The following is a 15320-nucleotide window of genomic DNA, read 5'->3' as shown; positions in this document are numbered from 1 at the left end:
AACGACCGATGCAATAACCGGGGCAACCAAGGAGGATCGACTCGTCATGCGCTGCGACAGGCTCTGGAAACATGCCCGTTTGGCAACGATGGCGGGCGAGGGACTCGGACTGGTCGAGAACGGCCTCGTCGCATCGCAGGACGGCGCGATCTTGTACGCCGGTCCTGAAGCCGGGGCTCCCCCATTCGACGCCGCCGAAACGATCGACTGCGCGGGCCGCTGGATCACGCCCGGCCTGATCGATTGCCACACCCATCTCGTCTTCGGCGCAGACCGCTCGCGCGAGTTCGAACTGCGGCTGGAAGGCGCTTCCTATGAGGAAATCGCCCGCGCCGGGGGCGGCATCGTCTCGACCATGAAGGCCACGCGCGCCGCCAGCGAGGACGAACTGGTCGCCTCCGCCCTGCCCCGCCTCGACGCGCTGATTTCGGAAGGCGTTACCACCGTCGAGGTGAAGTCAGGCTACGGCCTCGACCTTGCCAGCGAGATCAAGATGCTGCGCGCCGCACGGCGGCTGGGCGAACTCCGCCCCGTGCGGATCGTCACCACCTTCCTCGGCGCCCACGCCCTGCCTCCCGAATTCGCAGGCGATGCCGATGGCTATATCGGCCACATCTGCGAGCTCATGCTGCCCGCCGTCGCACAGGCGGGCCTTGCCGATGCGGTGGACGCCTTCTGCGAGGGCATCGGCTTCTCTCCCGAGCAGACCGAGCGTCTTTTCGTCGCCGCCAAAGCGCATGGCCTGCCAGTGAAGCTCCATGCGGAGCAGCTCTCCAACCTCCACGGCAGCGCCCTGGCCGCCCGCCACGGCGCGCTTTCGGCGGATCATCTCGAACATCTCGATAGCGAAGGCGTGGCCGCCATGGCCGCTTCCGGCACCGTCGCCACGCTGCTGCCTGGCGCCTACTATTTCTGCCGCGAAACCGTGCTGCCGCCGGTCGCCGCCCTGCGCGCAGCCGGCGTGCCGATCGCGCTGGCGACGGACTGCAATCCCGGCACGTCGCCCCTCACCTCGCTGCTGATGGCGATGAACATGGGCGCAACCCTGTTCCGCCTCACCGTGCCCGAATGCCTCGCCGCCGTGACGCGTAACGCGGCGCAGGCGCTGGGCCTTTCCCACCGTCTCGGCACGCTCGAACCCGGCAAGGCCTGCGACCTTGCGATCTGGGACATCGAGCGCCCGGCCGACCTCGTTTACCGCATGGGCTTCAATCCGCTCCATGCGCGCATCTGGAGTGGACAATGAACGACATCCTCCTCACGCCCGGCAACGTTTCGCTTGCCCAGTGGCGCGCGGTCTATCGCGGCGCGGGCGTGACGCTCGACCCGGCCTGCGCGCCGCGCGTGATCGAAAGCGCCGCCGCCGTCGCCCGCATCCTCGCCAGGGGCGAGCCGGTCTACGGCATCAACACCGGGTTCGGTAAGCTTGCCAGCGTGCGCATCGGCGACGAGGATCTCGCCACGCTCCAGCGCAACATCGTGCTGAGCCATGCGGCGGGCACGGGTGAGCCCTCTCCGGTTCCCGTGATCCGCCTGATGATGGCGCTCAAGCTTGCCAGCCTCGCACAAGGCGCCTCGGGCGTGCGCCCGGAAACCGTCGCCCTGCTCGAAACGATGCTGGCCAAGGGCCTGACGCCGGTGGTGCCCTCGCAAGGTTCGGTCGGCGCCAGCGGCGACCTTGCCCCGCTTTCGCACATGGCCGCAACGATGATCGGCGTGGGCGAGATCATGTTCGAAGGCCAGCGCCTCCCCGCTATCGAAGCGCTCACCCGCGCCGGTCTCGATCCGCTTGAACTCGGGCCGAAGGAAGGCCTCGCACTGCTCAACGGCACCCAGTTCTCGACCGCCAATGCGCTGGCCGGCCTGTTCGAAGCCGAACTGCTGTTCCGCTCCGCGCTGGTGACGGGGGCACTTTCCACCGAAGCGGCGAAGGGCTCCGACACGCCGTTCGACCCGCGCATCCACGCCCTGCGCCGCCATCGCGGCCAGATCGAGGTGGCCGACGCCCTGCGCGGCCTCATGGCGGGCTCCGCGATCCGCGCCAGCCATGTCGAGAACGACGCCCGCGTGCAGGACCCCTATTGCCTGCGCTGCCAGCCGCAGGTCATGGGCGCCGCGCTCGACGTGCTGCGCCAGGCGGCAACGACGCTGGAGATTGAGGCCAACGGCGTTTCCGACAACCCGCTGATCTTCCCGGAAGCGGACGAGGCCCTCTCCGGCGGCAATTTCCATGCCGAGCCGGTCGCCTTCGCCGCCGACATGATCGCGCTGGCCGTCTGCGAGATCGGCTCGATCGCCGAACGCCGCATCGCCATGCTGGTGGACCCTGCGCTGTCCGGCCTGCCCGCGTTCCTGACGCCGCGCCCCGGCCTCAATTCGGGCTTCATGATCCCGCAGGTCACCGCCGCCGCGCTGGTCTCCGAAAACAAGCAGAAGGCCTATCCGGCATCGGTCGATTCGATCCCCACTTCGGCCAATCAGGAAGACCACGTCTCGATGGCCGCCCACGGCGCGCGCCGCCTTCTCTCGATGGTGGAGAACGCGACGGCGGTGATCGGCATCGAACTGCTCGCCGCCGCCCAGGGCATCGAGTTCCACGCCCCGCTCGCCTCCAGCACCTGGCTCGAAGCCGCGCGCGGCGTGCTGCGCGCGGAAGTTCCGGCGCTGGACGACGACCGTCATTTCCACCCGGACATGGAAGCCGCGAACGTGCTGATCCGCTCCGGCGCGCTGGCCGACACGGCGGCGGACCTGCTCCCGGCGATTTCGTGATGGCCCGCCTGCCGTCCACCCCCACTTTCGTCATTGCGAGCGTAGCGAAGCAATCCAGAGTCGCGCAGAGCCGTTCCGGATTGGCGCGTCGGCTTCGCCTCCTCGTAATGACGAAGATGGAAACGGGAACGACGGTCGGTACGGAGCGAAGCACATGAACCTGCCCTTCACCCTTCATCGCGGGGAGGCGCCGCTCATCGTCGCCTTCCCGCATGTCGGCACCGACCTCGCCGACGTCGGCCCGGCCTTCCACTCGGACTGGCTGGCACGGCGCGATGCCGACTGGTGGGTGGACGATCTCTACGCCTTCGCCCGCGAGCTTGGCGCGACGACGATTGCTGCGCGCGTCTCGCGCAGCGTGATCGACCTCAACCGCGATCCATCGGGCGCCTCGCTCTATCCGGGGCAGGCGACGACGGAACTCTGCCCGACGACCACCTTCGACGGCGAGCTGCTCTACAAGGACGCTGCGCCGGACGAAGCCGAGATCGCCCGCCGGCGCGCGCTCTGGTTCGATCCATACCACGCCGCGCTTCGCTCCGAGATCGAGCGACTGCGCAGTGCTCACGGCAAAGTCGTGGTCTATGACGCGCACTCGATCCGCAGCCACGTGCCGCGCCTGTTCGATGGCGAATTGCCGCAGTTCAACATTGGCACCAACCTCGGCCAGACCTGCGATCCGGCGCTTTCCGCCGCCGTGACCCAAGTCTGCAAGGCAAGCGGTCTGAGCCACGTTCTGGACGGCCGCTTCCGTGGCGGCTGGACCACGCGGCATTATGGAGAGCCTGCCAGCGGCGTCCACGCGATCCAGATGGAACTCGCCATTCGCGGCTACATGGATGAGCCCGAAGTGCCGAGCGAAGCCAACTGGCCCTTGCCCTATTCGGCGGCGCGTGCCGCCACCCTCACCCCGATCCTGCAAGACGTGCTGAAGGCCGCAATCGCCTTCGCGCAATCCTGACCAGAGGAAATACAATGACCCGCCTCGACAACAGCCGCGTCATCAAACCTGCGACCGGCACCGAACTCAGCGCAAAAAGCTGGCTCACCGAAGCGCCGCTGCGCATGCTGATGAACAACCTCCACCCCGACGTGGCCGAACGGCCGGAGGAACTGGTGGTCTATGGCGGCATCGGCCGCGCCGCGCGCGACTGGGAAAGCTACGACAAGATCGTCGAGACCCTGCGCCGCCTGAACGAGGATGAGACGCTGCTGGTCCAGTCCGGCAAGCCGGTCGGCGTGTTCCGCACCCATGCCGATGCACCGCGCGTGCTGATCGCCAATTCCAACCTCGTGCCGGAATGGGCGAACTGGGAACACTTCAACGAACTCGATAAGCGCGGCCTTGCCATGTACGGCCAGATGACCGCCGGTTCGTGGATCTACATCGGCACGCAGGGCATCGTTCAGGGCACCTACGAGACGTTCGTGGAGATGGGCCGCCAACACTACAACGGCGACCTTTCGGGCAAGTGGCTGCTGACCGCCGGCCTTGGCGGCATGGGCGGCGCGCAGCCGCTGGCCGCGGTGATGGCCGGCGCTTCCTGCCTTGCCATCGAATGCCAGCCCAGCCGCATCGAAATGCGCCTGCGCACCGGCTATCTCGACGTTGCCGCCGAGACCATCGACGAAGCCATGGCGATCATCGAAAAGGCCAATGCCGACAAAAAGCCGGTCTCCGTCGGCCTGCTCGGCAACGCGGCGGAACTGCTGCCCGAAATGTTCGCGCGCGGTATCCGTCCCGATTTGCTGACCGATCAGACTTCCGCCCACGATCCCGTCAACGGCTACCTCCCCGCCGGCTGGACCGTTGCCGAATGGATCGAAAAGCGCGAGCGAGAACCCGAAGCCGTCGCCAAGGCGGCCAAGGCCTCCATGGCGGTCCACGTGCAGGCCATGCTGGACTTCCAGGCGGCGGGCGTGCCCACCACCGACTATGGCAACAACATCCGCCAGATGGCGAAGAACGAAGGCGTGGAGAACGCGTTCGACTTCCCCGGCTTCGTGCCCGCCTATATCCGCCCGCTGTTCTGCCGCGGCGTCGGACCGTTCCGCTGGGCCGCGCTCTCCGGCGATCCCGAGGATATCTACAAGACCGACGCCAAAGTGAAGGAACTGCTGCCCGACCACGCGCACCTGCACAACTGGCTCGACATGGCGCGGGAGAAGATCCAGTTCCAGGGCCTGCCCGCGCGCATCTGCTGGGTCGGTCTGGGTAACCGCCACCGGCTGGGCCTCGCCTTCAACGAGATGGTGGCGAACGGTGAACTCAAGGCCCCGGTCGTCATCGGCCGCGATCATCTCGACAGCGGCTCGGTCGCCTCTCCCAACCGCGAGACCGAGGCCATGCGCGACGGTTCGGACGCGGTTTCGGACTGGCCGCTGCTCAATGCGCTACTGAACACTGCGTCGGGCGCGACCTGGGTTTCGCTGCACCACGGCGGCGGCGTCGGCATGGGCTATTCGCAGCATTCGGGCATGGTGATCGTCGCCGACGGCACCGAAGCTGCCGCCAGGCGTCTGGAGCGCGTGCTGTGGAACGACCCGGCGACAGGAGTGATGCGTCACGCCGATGCCGGGTACGAAATCGCGCTGGATTGTGCGCGGGAGAAGGGTCTGGACCTTCCCGGCATCCTCTGAAAGCTGGCGGGAGCGATCGCCGCAGCCGGTCGCTCCCGCCCTGCGCTCAGCCCAGCTTCTGCCGCTCGGCGATGCGTTCGTCCACGCGCTTGTCCAGCATCGAAAGCGGCATCACCCCTTCTGCCAGAACCGCATGGAACCATGGCAGGGTGAACTTGTCGCCCAGGGCCGCCTGCGCCCGCTGCCGCGCCTTGACCCATGCGGTGTGGCCCATCTTGTACGAACAGGCCTGGCCGATCATCGTGCAGTAACGCTCGACCTCGCGCAGGGAACGCGGACGCGCGAATCCCACCGTCTCGACCATGTAGTCCGCCGCCTTCTCGCGGCTCCACTTGTAGTGGTGGAGCCCGGTATCGATGACCAGACGCGCGGCGCGGAACAGATAGCTCTGGAGATATCCCGCGCGTTCAAGGCCGCTGTAACCTCCCAGCTCGTCGGCAAGCTGCTCCGCATAGAGCGCCCAGCCTTCGCCATAGGCGGAGATGAAGCTGTTCCTGAGCAGCATCGGCAATTCGCCCCCGGTCTGGGCATAGCCGCCCTGCAGGTGATGCCCGGGAACGCCCTCGTGGTAGGTGAGCGAGGGCAAGGTGTATTTCGGCCAGTCCCCCACGTCCTTGAGGTTGATCCAGTAGATCGCCGGACGCGACCCATCGAGAGGCGCGCGATAATAATAGCCGTTCGAAGCGCCGTCCTGAATCTCGGGCGGCACGCGGCGGATTTCGAGCGGCTGCTGCGGTGGGTTGTCGAAGACCTGCGGCAGCTTCGCATACATCTGCCGGATGCCGTCGTTGAGGGCGGCGATCAATTCGGTGCGACCGGCATCGGTGTTCGCGTAAAGCTGGTCCGGCCGCTTGTTGAGCGCATCGAGACGCGCGCCGACCGGGCCTTGCGTCAGCCCGGCGGAGCGCAGGATCGTATCGAGCTGCGCTGAAAGATCGGCAACCTGTTCGAGGCCGATCCTGTGGACTTCCTCGGGCGAATACTCGGTGGTGGTCGCCTGCTTGAGCGCCTCGGCATAGATTTCGTCGCCGCGCTTGAGGCGCCACGCGCCGTCGCCCGCCGCGGTGTTCGGGCGCTGCGCCCTCAGCAGGGCGATCTGGCGGTCCAGCGCGGGATGAACCTCCTTTTCGAGTATGGCCGATGCCCGTGCCGCCCAATCACCCGCGATGCCCTTGGCCGCCGCGCGCCTCGCCAGTGAAGTGACCAGACCGCTCTGCGCGGCAGGCGTGTCGCGCAGCTTCGCCATCTGGCCGAGCGTCAGGTCCAACGACCAGCCCGGCGCGACCACGCCGCGCGCGCCATATTCCTTCTGCAGGTCCGTCTCGTCGTCAAGCGAGGTCCTGAAGGCGGAAAGGCGCGAGAGATAAGCCTCCGCATCGTCCTTCGTCTCGATCGTGTGGCGGCTGTCGAGGAAGTCCGGCAGCGAAAAGTAGGCGCCGCCCTGCTGGGTTATGAGATAGGGCCGCTGCGCGCTTTCCAGATCGAACCGGTCCTGCGCCGCCACCCGCTGGCGAAGCTGGTAGAGCGAGAGTTCGCGGTTGCGACGGCCGGTTTCGCTGAGCGGCGCGGGATCGACTTTCTCGACTTCGGCGATCGCCTTGTGGCCAAGGGCGAGATCGGCCTCCCGTCCCTTGCGGCTGCCGTCCGAAAGGCGGGACTTCAGCGCCGCATACTTGCCCTTGTCCAGGCCAAGCGAGGTGGCCATCTCCGGGCTCTGCGCCAGGCTTTCATAGAACAGGCCGTCCAGCTTTGCATAGAAAGCGGTGTCGGCACCGTTCGGCGCGGTCGCCGCAGCCATGGCGCTGCGGGATGAAAGCAGGCTCCAGGCCAGTCCGGCCCCAGCCGTAGCCATGAATTCGCGGCGCAGCATTCTGTTATCTCCATCAAGAGCACTGCCGCGAACGTGCCGATCCTTTCACGCCTCCGCAACGCAAGTGTACTGGTTCAAACGATTAAATTCACAGCCGCGCAAAAATCCGATCGATCAGGCGAGAAAGCACGGCAGGTTCTCTTGCCAAACTGGATCGCAAGAGGAATGAAAGAAAACCAGATCGGTTATATGACAGGACATCCCATGATTAACCGCATCCGCGACATTCGCCTTCAGAAAGGGCTTACCCTGGCCGATGTCGCCGCCGCCTGTGAACCGCAGACCACGCCGCAGACCATCGGCCGTCTCGAAACCGGGATGCGCAACCTCTCCCTCGTCTGGATGAACCGGATCGCAAGGGCGCTGCAGGTCGAGCCGGAAAGCCTGCTGCGCAGCGAGGCGAACGCACCGGCCATGATCGTGGCGGTGCTGTCCGAAAGCGGGGCCGAGAGCCCGCGCACCCGCCGCGAAGCCGTGCTGCCCAGCGACCTCGCCGCCGAAACGCCGTGGATGGTGATGGAAGTCGAAGGGTCCTGCGGCGAGTATCGCACCGCGGATCAGGTATGGCTCAGGCAAGGTCCTGCGCAGGACGCCGCCCGCCTGCTGAACCGCGACGTGCTCGTGCCCCTTCCCGGCGGCCGGTTCGCGTTCGGCCGCCTGATCGAGATAACCGGAGAGACGCTTTCCCTCCTGCCTCCCGTCAGCGGCCAGCGGCCGGTACCGGTGGAACATCCGCAATGGATAGCCGTTGCCGAAATGCTCGTCAGGAAGCTCTAACCTTATACAGCCAAAGGCAAACCCATGCGCATCCTGTCCATCGCCACGCTGTTTCCCAATCCTGTCAGACCTTCGTTCGGTATCTTCGTCGGCAACCAGATGCGCGCGATCGTGGCGAGCGGCGAGGTGGATCTGACGATGATAAGCCCGATCGGCATCCCGCCATGGCCCCTCGCCCCCCGCCATCCCTACGACAAGCTGCGCCATGTTCCCGAATGCAGCGATGCGTCCGGATTCGAGGTTCACTATCCCAAGTTCACCCTCATCCCGAAGATCGGGGGCGACAGCAATCCCGGACGAATCGCCACGGCCGTGCTGCCGCTGGTGCGCCGTCTCCACGCAGAGAAGCCGTTCGACCTCGTCGACGCCCAGTTCTTCTTCCCGGACGGGCCTGCCGCCGCCATCGTCGCACGGGAACTGGGACTGCCGCTCACCATCAAGTCGCGCGGGGCGGATATCCATTACTGGGGCCAGCGCCCCGCCGCGCTGAAGCAGATGCGACAGGCCGCGCATCAGGCGGCAGGAATGCTCGCAGTGAGCCGGGCCCTGCGCGAAGACATGATCGCCCTGGGCATGCCGGAAGAACGGATCGGCGTTCACTACACCGGGCTGGACCACGATCGCTTCCACCCCATCGAGCGCGGTGCCGCGCGCGCGCTGGTTTCGGCCATGCCCAACCTCGGCATCTGGTCGGTCGGTCCGCTGATCGTCACGCCCGGCTCGCTGATCCCGCGCAAGGGCCAGCGGCTGGTCATCGAGGCCCTGGCCCTCCTGCCCGGCGCTAGGCTGGCGCTGGCCGGCGCCGGCGAGGACGAAAAGCCGCTGCGCGACCTTGCGCAGCGGCTGGGCGTGAGTGACCGGGTGCAGTTTCTCGGCCTTGTCGGGCATGACCTGCTTCCCCACGTCCTGTGCGCGGCCGACGTTCTGGTGCTCCCTTCGACCAGCGAGGGCCTTGCCAATGTCTGGATCGAGGGGCTGGCCTGCGGCACACCGATCGTCATCCCCGATATCGGCGGCGCACGGGAAGTCGTGAAGGACGACAGCGCCGGCCGCATCGCCTCGCGCACACCGGAGGCGATTGCCGATGCGGTGAGCCGGATTCTCGCCGATCCGCCGAGCCAGCAGGATGTTTCGGCCAACGTCAGCCGTTTCTCATGGGGCGTGAACGCGCAGAATCTCGTTCACTTCTGGCACGGTATCCTCGCGGGCGACCCCGTAAACACCGGAGCATGAATGAAAAAAGGGCCGCTCCCTTCCGGGAACGGCCCTTTTTCTTAAAAGCCCAAAGGCCGATCAGGGCTGCGCGCCACGCTCGCGGGCGAGGCGGTCCTGACGGTCAATCTCGCTTTCCTGCTTCACGAAGGTATCCGACTTCACGCCCAACCAGACCAGGATCGGCGCGGACATGAAGATCGAGCTGTAAGTGCCGATGAAGATACCCAGCGTGATGGCGGCGGTGATGCCGAAGATCACATCGGGACCAAGCGCCAGCAACGAGACCAGCATGATGAGAACCGACAGCGAAGTCGCGATCGTGCGCGACAGCGTCTCGTTCACCGAGAGGTCGAGCAGTTCGTTCATCGGCATGCGCCGGTGCTTCTTCATGTTCTCGCGGATACGGTCGTAGACGACGATCTTGTCGTTCAGCGAGTAACCCAGCAGCGTCAGCAGAGCCGCGACGATGTTGAGGTCGAATTCCATCTGGGTGAGCGAGAACATGCCCACGGTCAGCAGGATATCCTGCACCAGCGCGAAGAGCGCGCCGACCGCGAACTGCCACTCGAAGCGGATCCAGATGTAGATCGAGATGAACACCATGGCGAGACCGAGCGCCAGCATACCGGTGTGGAACAGCTCGCCCGAAACCTTGCCGGAGACCGAGTCGACACCGTCGACGCGGGCGTCCGCGAAGTCCTGACGGACCTTGGCGGTGATCTTGCGGGCCATGCCGTCAGCCAGCTTCGGATTGTCCTCCGAACCTTCCGGCAGCTTCATGCGGACCGAGACCTCGTTCGGCTTGCCGAAAGTCTGGATGACCGGCTCGCCGAAGCCGAGCGAATCGACGCTGTCGCGCAGCTTGGCGACCGGAGCGGTCGCGCTCTGTTCGAAGGTCACGCGGATCATCTGGCCGCCGACGAAGTCGACGCCCAGGTTGAGCCCGTATGTGAACAGCAGAACGACCGAGGCGGCCATCGCCAGGATGTTGGTGATGAAGAACGGCCACTGCCAACGAAGGAAGTGGATGTTCGTGTGATCGGGAATGAGCTTGAGGAGCTTCATGCGCCAGTACCTTTATACGTTCAGGTCGCTGGGACGGGTGCGACGCAGCCAGCCCGCAACCCACATCCGGCTCATCGTGACCGCGGTGAACACCGAGGTGACGATGCCGATCATGAGAACGACGGCAAAACCGCGAACCGGGCCCGAACCGAAGGCGAACATCAGCACGGCGGCAATGGAGTTGGTGATATTGGCGTCGAAGATGGCGCGGCTCGCCTCCTTGTAACCCAGTTCCACCGACTGCACGACGCGGCGTCCGCGATGGCGTTCCTCGCGGATGCGCTCGTTGATGAGCACGTTGGCGTCCACCGCAGCACCGATGGTGAGCACGAAGCCGGCGATGCCGGGCAGTGTCAGCGTCGTTCCCAGCACGGCCATGATGCCCAGGATCATCAGCACGTTGAAGATCAGGGCCAGGTTCGCATAAGCGCCGAAGCGCCCATAGGTCAGGAAGATGAACAGCATCAGCAGCACGGTGCCGACGCCCATGGCGACGACGCCCTTCTGGATCGAATCGGCGCCGAGGTCAGGCCCGACGGTGCGTTCCTCCACCACGGTGAGGTCGACCGGAAGCGCACCCGAACGCAGCGCAATGGCGAGCTGGGTGGCCGACTGGACGTTGAAGCTGCCCGAAATCTGGGCGCTGCCGCCAAGAATCGGTTCGTTGATGCTGGGCGCGGAAAGCACCTTGCCATCAAGGATGATGGCGAAGCGCTTGTTCACGTTCTCGGTGGTCAGCTTGGCGAACTTCTCGCCGCCCTGCTGGTTGAACGTGATCGAGACGACAGCCGCGTTGGTCTTCGGTTCGAAGGCCTGCTTGGCGTCGGTCAGTTCGTCACCCTTGATGCCGCCGAGGCGCTTGACGGCCAGGACCGGAACGCCGCCCGAACCGGGCGCGCTCGGATCGGCCCATGGCACCAGTTCGTCACCCGGGGGCACGATGCCCTTGGCGATGTCGCTGGGCACGGCGGTCTCGTCGACCATCTTGAATTCGAGCTTCGCGGTCTGGCCGAGCAGGTTCTTGAGCGCCTGCGGGTCCTGAAGGCCCGGAACCTGCACGTCGATGCGCGTGCCGCCGAGGCGGCGGATGTCGGGCTCCTTGGTGCCCAGCGCGTCGATACGCTTGCGCACCACCTCGACCGCGGTTTCCATCGCATTGCTGATCGCAAGGTCGATACCCGCCTGCGTCGGCACGAGGATGAAGCGGGTGCCGTCCTGAACCGTGATGTCCCAGTCACGCTGGCCGGTAAGGCCTGCGCCGGAGGTCAGCGGCAGGATCGCCTCGCGCGCCGCATCGACCTGCGAGGGATCGCGCACGGTAAAGGCAAGCTGGCCGCCGGTGCTGGAGAAATCGCCGATGGCGATGGCCGGGGAGGCCTGGCGCAGGCGCGTGCGCACGGATTCTTCCATGCCTTCGAGGCGCTGCTGCACGACCTGCTGGCGATTGGCCTCCAGCAGGAGGCGGCTTCCGCCGGCAAGGTCGAGGCCGAGATTGATCTTGGGCTCGGGCAGGAAACTGGGCCAGCGCGCGTTGGTCAGCGAGACCAGCGAGGGCACGGCGCAGAGGGCGATGACAATCGTCAGGCCCCAGTACCAGAGCTTCTTCCAGGTGGGAAATTCGAGCATAGCCTGTGGCTTCTCTCCGAAAAGAGCGCCCGAATGGCGGGGCGCCCTATGTGATCGGACCTACTGTGTGATCGGACCTAGCAAACGGGCATCGCCGGCAACACCCGGCGATGCCGGAAACTCAGTCGTTCGCGGGCTTCGAACCGGCCGGCGGGATCACGTCGACGATGGTCGACTTGACGGCCTTCACGATAACGCCCTGTGCGAGCTGGACGTCGGCATAGTTGTCGTCGATCCGGACGATCTTGCCGACGAGACCGCCACCGGTCAGCACTTCGTCGCCCTTCTTGAGCGCCGACAGCTTGTTCTTGTGCTCCTTCTGCTGCTTCATCTGCGGGCGCAGGATGAGGAACCAGAAGATCACCGCCATCGCGACGAACGGCAGGTACTGAATCCATGCCGGTGGCGCGCCGGCGGGAGCGGCGGCGGCGAGCTGGTTGAGAATCGAGCTTTGCATTGAACTGAAGGGCCTTCTCGTCTTTTCATCCCCGGCGCGAAACGCGCACCGCATCCGATCTGCGACACGCCTTGCCGGGAAAATCCATTCAAGGACTTTGCCGAATGGGCGCGGTTAGCAACAAAGCGGAGAACTGGCAACGCGCGGCCTTGCTGCCGAAAGCCGCCCATCCCCCGCGACCTGCCCGCAGATAGGTATCCACAGGCTCGCTTCAACCGGCATGAAGAAAGTCTCAATCAGACGCTTGCGCTCTCGAAAAGACCCTCCTATAGGCCGCGCTCCGGTCGGGACGTAGCGCAGCCTGGTAGCGCATCACACTGGGGGTGTGGGGGTCGGAGGTTCGAATCCTCTCGTCCCGACCAATTTTCCAAGACATCGTTGGCAGAGAATTTCCCCTCCCGGGGACACGGCATTCTCTCGCGGTCTTGCTACCCATTTTCCTACAGGGCCGGTTTTGGCTATCTGGTTGCGGGCCACCATTCCGGGAGTGCCCCAAGAATGCCACTGCTCGATTCGATTCTCTCGCCCGTATCGAAGATCATCGACAAGGTGATCCCCGATCCCGAAGCGCGCGACCGCGCCAAGCTCGAATTGCTCAAGCTCGAAAATTCCCAGGAACTCCAGATGCTTCAGGCGAGCCTCTCGCCAATCGTGGCAGAAGCGAATTCAAGCGATCCCTGGACCAGCCGTGCGCGGCCAAGCTTCCTCTACGTCATCTACATCATGATTCTCTGGGCCTTGCCGATGGGCCTGATCGGCGCGCTCAGCCCGGCGACGGCCCATGCCATCGGCGATGCCATGACCGCTTACCTCAACGGCATCCCCGAGCCCCTCTATGCCCTCTTCGGCACCGGCTATCTGGGCTACTCGGCAATGCGCCAGTGGGGAAAGACCAAGGGTTCCGACCGTTAAGACAAAGCCAAGCCTTGACCGCTAAGCCTCCTTGCAAGAGCGCGCGCCATGCCCGCCCTTGCAAGGAGCAACTGGTGTTTCGGATTGTCGCGCGCATCGTGCTGGCCACGACCCCTGCCCTGGCGCTGGTCGCCTGCGGACCGAGCCGCGAAGAGGAGCTGGAAAAGCAGCTGGCCGAGGCCAAGGCATCGGCCGAACAGGAAGCCTCCGCCCGCAAGCAGGCCGAACGGGAAGCCTCGGCCGCGCGGCTCAAGGCGAACGACGCGGAACTCGCCCGGTTCTACCAGGGTGACGGCGGCGCGGCGGGGGAACCCGAAGCGGAAACGCCTGCCGACACGGCGCCCCCGCCCGAGGGGACTCAGGCCGATGGGCGCCCTGTCGCCGACGAGATGCCCGCTCCGCGCTGACCGTGCCGGCATCTCGCCCCGCGACATGTTTTGCCGCATTTTCCGGCGGGCGGGCGATTCCACCTCGCCTGAAAATGCTCTAGAGCCGCGACCGGAAAGCAACCGCACCGGGAATTCGCGAAATGGCCAGCAAGCTCGTCTACGTCCTCAATGGACCGAACCTCAACCGCCTGGGCAAGCGCGAGCCCGGCATTTACGGCTCCCAGACGCTGGACGACATCGGCGCCATGCTGGTGGAACGCGGCCAGGCGCTGGACTGCACCATCGAAATGCGCCAGTCGAACCATGAAGGCCACCTCGTGGACTGGCTTCATGAAGCAGAGGACGAAGGCGCGCACGCGGTGCTGATAAACCCCGGCGCCTACACGCATACCTCGGTAGCGCTGCATGACGCGATCCGCTCGATCAAGGTGCCGGTGATCGAGGTCCACCTTTCCAACCCCCATGCACGCGAGGAATTCCGCCACAAGTCATGGGTCGGCATGGCCGCCAGGGCGACCGTCGCCGGCTTCGGTGCGAAGGGCTACCTGCTGGCGCTGGAGGGTGCCGCAGCGCTTTGAGCGACGATGCAATCCAGCGCCTTGCCCCGCTCATCCCTTACCGAGACGATATGCTGGATATCGACGTAGACCCCGCCGCGCGTTCCGGGCTTCATGCCGTCCGGAACGACGGCAACGTCGCAAATTGACGCCCGCGCAAGATCGAGAAGCATGGGCCGCAGTTCCTGCGGCCCCTCATCCGCGGCGATGGCGATGGCAAGGTAGGAACGGGGCTTGAATTCCGAGATAACGTCGTCGCCATGAAAGGGACGGACGCGATCGCCGATCGCAGAAATGGGCCGCCCCCGGTCGCTCCAGCCGCCGTGAACGACATCGAAGCGAGGAAGTGACGGAAGGACATCCGCCGTAATCTCCACTTGCTCCCATGTCGTTCCAAGCACGAAGTCGGGCTCGGGCGCCTGCTTGCCGCGCGTGAACCACCAGAGGTTCCCTCCAGCCAGCAGCAACGCCGCGCCGACCAGCAGGGCACGGCGCGTTCTTGCCATCATCGTCACGCGCGAATCGCTGTCAGGTTTCGAGCGGCACGCCCGGCACGCTCTTGGCAGTGCGGATCGTCAGCGAAGTCTTGACGCTATCGACGTTGGGAGCCGGCGTCAGCTTGCTGGTCAGGAATTCCTGGAAGCTCTGAAGATCGCGGCTGACGATCTTGAGGATGAAGTCGATCTCGCCGTTGAGCATGTGGCACTCGCGCACCTCGGGCAGACCCTTCATGTGGTCTTCGAAGGCCCTCAGCGATTCCTCGGCCTGGCTCTTGAGGCTGACCAGCGCGAAGACGGTGATCGTGAAGCCCAGCTTCGAGGCATCGAGGTCGGCGTGATAGCCCTGGATGATGCCCGATTCCTCCAGGCTGCGTACGCGGCGCAGGCACGGAGGGGCAGTGAGACCGACACGCTGGGCCAGTTCGACATTGGTGATCCGGCCCTCCTCCTGCAGCTCGGCGAGCAGGCGGCGGTCGATGTCATCGAGATTAATCATGCGAAACTTTCCTTGCGGGCGCGCAGCGTCATCCGACATGCAAT

Annotated in this window: 15 protein-coding genes and 1 tRNA gene; 10 read left to right on the top strand and 6 right to left on the bottom strand. The window is 65.4% G+C overall.

Going from position 1 to position 15320, the window contains the following annotated elements; genetic code table 11:
• Positions 1-46 precede the first annotated feature (46 nt).
• From hutI to hutU, 4 genes are all read left to right on the top strand, one after another.
• Entirely contained in the window at positions 47-1246 is a 1200-nt protein-coding gene (gene hutI / locus U9J33_RS08475; RefSeq protein ID WP_324698957.1) for an imidazolonepropionase, read from the top strand.
• On the top strand, positions 1243-2772 hold the full coding sequence (hutH, locus tag U9J33_RS08470) for a histidine ammonia-lyase (protein WP_324698956.1): 1530 nt from the start codon (positions 1243-1245) through the stop codon (positions 2770-2772). Before hutI ends, hutH begins: the two co-directional genes overlap by 4 nt.
• A gap of 154 nt (positions 2773-2926) precedes the next feature.
• A complete protein-coding gene (gene hutG / locus U9J33_RS08465; protein ID WP_324698955.1) occupies positions 2927-3733 on the top strand; it encodes an N-formylglutamate deformylase in 807 nt (268 codons plus the stop codon).
• Between the two features lie 14 nt (positions 3734-3747).
• Complete coding sequence (gene hutU, locus U9J33_RS08460) at positions 3748-5412, top strand: urocanate hydratase (RefSeq protein ID WP_324698954.1); 1665 nt, start codon at positions 3748-3750, stop codon at positions 5410-5412.
• Between the two features lie 46 nt (positions 5413-5458).
• Here the strand turns inward: hutU and U9J33_RS08455 are convergent, their stop codons facing one another.
• Positions 5459-7282: a DUF885 domain-containing protein gene (locus U9J33_RS08455; protein WP_324698953.1), complete on the bottom strand. Its 1824-nt coding sequence runs from the start codon at positions 7280-7282 to the stop codon at positions 5459-5461.
• Between the two features lie 204 nt (positions 7283-7486).
• Between U9J33_RS08455 and U9J33_RS08450 the strand changes: the two genes are divergently transcribed.
• Both U9J33_RS08450 and U9J33_RS08445 read left to right on the top strand, forming a co-directional pair.
• Positions 7487-8059, top strand: coding sequence for a helix-turn-helix transcriptional regulator (locus U9J33_RS08450; protein ID WP_054441402.1), 573 nt, complete (start codon positions 7487-7489; stop codon positions 8057-8059).
• 24 nt (positions 8060-8083) lie between these two features.
• Entirely contained in the window at positions 8084-9292 is a 1209-nt protein-coding gene (locus tag U9J33_RS08445; RefSeq protein WP_324698952.1) for a glycosyltransferase, read from the top strand.
• A gap of 60 nt (positions 9293-9352) precedes the next feature.
• On the opposite strand, the gene secF is transcribed toward U9J33_RS08445, so the two are convergent.
• The 3 genes from secF to yajC all read right to left on the bottom strand — a co-directional run bounded on the left by secF (position 9353) and on the right by yajC (position 12422).
• Positions 9353-10339: a protein translocase subunit SecF gene (gene secF, locus U9J33_RS08440; RefSeq protein WP_324698951.1), complete on the bottom strand. Its 987-nt coding sequence runs from the start codon at positions 10337-10339 to the stop codon at positions 9353-9355.
• 12 nt (positions 10340-10351) lie between these two features.
• Positions 10352-11965 carry a protein translocase subunit SecD gene (gene secD / locus U9J33_RS08435; protein ID WP_132469471.1) on the bottom strand — a complete coding sequence of 538 codons (1614 nt, stop codon included), beginning with the start codon at positions 11963-11965 and terminating at the stop codon, positions 10352-10354.
• Positions 11966-12086: 121 nt separating this feature from the next.
• Positions 12087-12422, bottom strand: a complete 336-nt coding sequence (gene yajC / locus U9J33_RS08430) for a preprotein translocase subunit YajC (RefSeq protein ID WP_324698950.1) — start codon at positions 12420-12422, stop codon at positions 12087-12089.
• A gap of 285 nt (positions 12423-12707) precedes the next feature.
• Here yajC and U9J33_RS08425 point away from each other — a divergent pair.
• The 4 genes from U9J33_RS08425 (at position 12708) to aroQ (ending at position 14301) form a co-directional block, all read left to right on the top strand.
• Positions 12708-12784 (top strand) — tRNA-Pro (locus U9J33_RS08425).
• Between the two features lie 136 nt (positions 12785-12920).
• On the top strand, positions 12921-13334 hold the full coding sequence (locus U9J33_RS08420) for a holin family protein (protein ID WP_054441342.1): 414 nt from the start codon (positions 12921-12923) through the stop codon (positions 13332-13334).
• Between the two features lie 74 nt (positions 13335-13408).
• Entirely contained in the window at positions 13409-13741 is a 333-nt protein-coding gene (locus tag U9J33_RS08415) for a hypothetical protein (protein WP_054441340.1), read from the top strand.
• Positions 13742-13863: 122 nt separating this feature from the next.
• Positions 13864-14301, top strand: a complete 438-nt coding sequence (gene aroQ, locus U9J33_RS08410; protein ID WP_324698949.1) for a type II 3-dehydroquinate dehydratase — start codon at positions 13864-13866, stop codon at positions 14299-14301.
• Here aroQ and U9J33_RS08405 read toward each other — a convergent pair.
• Positions 14265-14789: a hypothetical protein gene (locus U9J33_RS08405; RefSeq protein WP_324698948.1), complete on the bottom strand. Its 525-nt coding sequence runs from the start codon at positions 14787-14789 to the stop codon at positions 14265-14267. The two genes, aroQ and U9J33_RS08405, sit on opposite strands and share 37 nt — an antisense overlap.
• A 19-nt stretch (positions 14790-14808) precedes the next feature.
• Entirely contained in the window at positions 14809-15276 is a 468-nt protein-coding gene (locus U9J33_RS08400; protein ID WP_054441400.1) for an Lrp/AsnC family transcriptional regulator, read from the bottom strand.
• Positions 15277-15320: the final 44 nt, after the last annotated feature.

Source organism: Novosphingobium sp. RL4 (assembly GCF_035658495.1).
Classification (GTDB): domain Bacteria; phylum Pseudomonadota; class Alphaproteobacteria; order Sphingomonadales; family Sphingomonadaceae; genus Novosphingobium.
The sequence above is the reverse complement of the archived record's forward strand: the minus strand, read 5'-3'. Positions and strand labels throughout refer to the sequence as shown.